The 1,849-nt window shown below is 36.1% G+C and carries 3 protein-coding genes; 1 reads left to right on the top strand and 2 read right to left on the bottom strand.

Translation table 11 applies throughout. The features are described 5' to 3' along the window. Positions 1-168: 168 nt before the first annotated feature. Positions 169-354, top strand: coding sequence for a hypothetical protein (locus tag H529_RS0109390; RefSeq protein ID WP_022856232.1), 186 nt, complete (start codon positions 169-171; stop codon positions 352-354). Between the two features lie 344 nt (positions 355-698). Here H529_RS0109390 and H529_RS0109375 read toward each other — a convergent pair whose 3' ends face one another. Together H529_RS0109375 and H529_RS0109370 are read right to left on the bottom strand one after the other, a co-directional pair. Further along, a complete protein-coding gene (locus H529_RS0109375) occupies positions 699-905 on the bottom strand; it encodes a sugar phosphate nucleotidyltransferase (RefSeq protein WP_022856229.1) in 207 nt (68 codons plus the stop codon). Between the two features lie 113 nt (positions 906-1,018). After that, positions 1,019-1,849: lipid II flippase MurJ (locus H529_RS0109370; protein ID WP_022856228.1), on the bottom strand; the 831-nt coding region annotated here is incomplete at its 5' end.

Genomic DNA, 1,849 nt, shown 5'->3' with positions numbered 1-1,849 from the left:
AGGACTTGCTCTTGTTGATGCCTTCCTCAAAAACTCTGGAATAAAAACCTTAATAGACCAACATATGCCTTTACCTGGTTCAAACAGAGGTTACATCACCTTGCAACATACAAGCAGAAAAACAGACATCCCAAGATGACTTAAAAGGGATTTCGTGGAGATAGACCCATGATTACGGCCTTTAAAGAGGTGCCTTTGATAGTTTATCATAAATTTAAGGAAGGCAATAGGGATGATGGGCATGTAAGGGCGATAGAGGCAGTTTTTGAGATTTTGCCTGAGGGTAAGAGTATAGTGAGTTGGTTTACCGGTACAACGAGAGGGGGGAGATGGAGAACATTATCAAGGAGTTGAAGATAGGATTTGGAGCTGAATATATGCCTTTTGGGGATTTTGGAGCCAATGCGTTTTGGTTTGCGTTATAGGTTTTGAGTTATAACATTTTTGTGATGTTAAAAGAGGAAATACTGCCATGGGATTACAGGAGGAGAAGGATAGAGACGGTTAAATGGGTTAGTGTGAAAGGTGGGGTTAGTAGAGTTTGTATATGGGGAGGTTAAGAGAGGTTATGGGAGGAATATGTTTAGAAACATGGGAAAAAGATTGAGAGGAGTGGGTACAGGTAGAAAATGGAATAGATTTTATATGAGAGTTGGGGAAGAACTATAGAAAGTAACTAAGAAATATGATTTTTAAGTTTAAAGATTACGGAAAGATTTTTTGATTTTATTTTCTATCGGCAAATTAGGGGAAAAAAAGCCATTTCTCCATTTCACAGGTCGGTTCAAGGTTTGCTGGAAAAGTGACCCATCTTCAGAAAATTTTAAAAATTGCTTAGGATAATTTTGCCTTGATAAAGGCCAAAGCCTTGTCCCAGAACCACCAGCAAGGATTATTGCTTTCATCTTTTATATCCCCTTTTGTGTAATCTAAATCTTTCAGTCCTGTCTAAGGTCATAGATGAAACACCCATACTTTTTGTATTTTTAATTGCTGTAAATTTTTACACATAAAAAACTTAACCATTTTTAAACTTCCATATTATTATATAAGAAACCAAACAGATCACAAGATATGCTAAAAAGGTTCCAAGGCAGATCCCGATTATACCAAGCCCTAACTTTACTACAAAAAGGTAGTTAAACATTGCGTTAGCCAAAACCCCTAATATAGCTACTAAAAAAATAGGTTTTAATCTATTTTGTATCTGAAAAACTCGATAAAGCACAGGCCAGAGAAAGGCAAAGGGCAGAGAAAGAGCATAAAATCTTGTAGCTGTGGCTGTAAGATGAACATCGGTTTTAGTAAATGCTCCATGGCCAAAGAAAAGGTCAACTAAAAGGTCTGAAAATAAAACAAAAAAGAAGGTAAAGGCCGTGCTAATAAGTAAGAGCTTTTTTATGTAAAAATTTAACTTGTATAGAGCACCACCTACCTCTGAAAGCGAGGTTATTGCCATATGCTCAAACTTTATGACTCCTTTTGGGGCATGAGCAAGTAAAAGCCCATAAGTAAGGGCTGAAACCCCCTTTTCTCCCAGAAGAGAACCAAAGGCTCTATCCACAAGTATGTAAAGATGAAAAACACCATAAATACCTGTAAGATAGAAAAAATGCTTTAGTAAAAGTCGCACGTTTTCATCCATGTAAAACCTAAATTTTATATGCTCTCGTGCCGTATACACCATATACAGAGTGGCTAAAAACTGAGACAAAGACAAACTGATGGGCAAAACCCTATAATCTCTAAAAAAATAAAGTCCTATGATGATACAAACAAAACTAAGAAAAGAAAAAATAAATTCTCCTATAAAATAAACTGTAAACCTTCTTAAACTTCTCAAAATCGC

Source organism: Thermodesulfobacterium thermophilum DSM 1276, assembly GCF_000421605.1.
In the GTDB taxonomy this organism is placed as follows: Bacteria; Desulfobacterota; Thermodesulfobacteria; order Thermodesulfobacteriales; family Thermodesulfobacteriaceae; genus Thermodesulfobacterium; species Thermodesulfobacterium thermophilum.
Note: the sequence above shows the minus strand (reverse complement) of the source record. Positions and strands in the feature narration are given on the sequence as shown.

What these genes read in the sequence shown, in the direction of transcription:
- H529_RS0109375 (WP_022856229.1), bottom strand. Translation starts at nt 905, where the DNA reads ATGAAAGCAATAATCCTTGCTGGTGGTTCTGGGACAAGGCTTTGGCCT.
- H529_RS0109390 (WP_022856232.1), top strand. Translation starts at nt 169, where the DNA reads ATGATTACGGCCTTTAAAGAGGTGCCTTTGATAGTTTATCATAAATTT.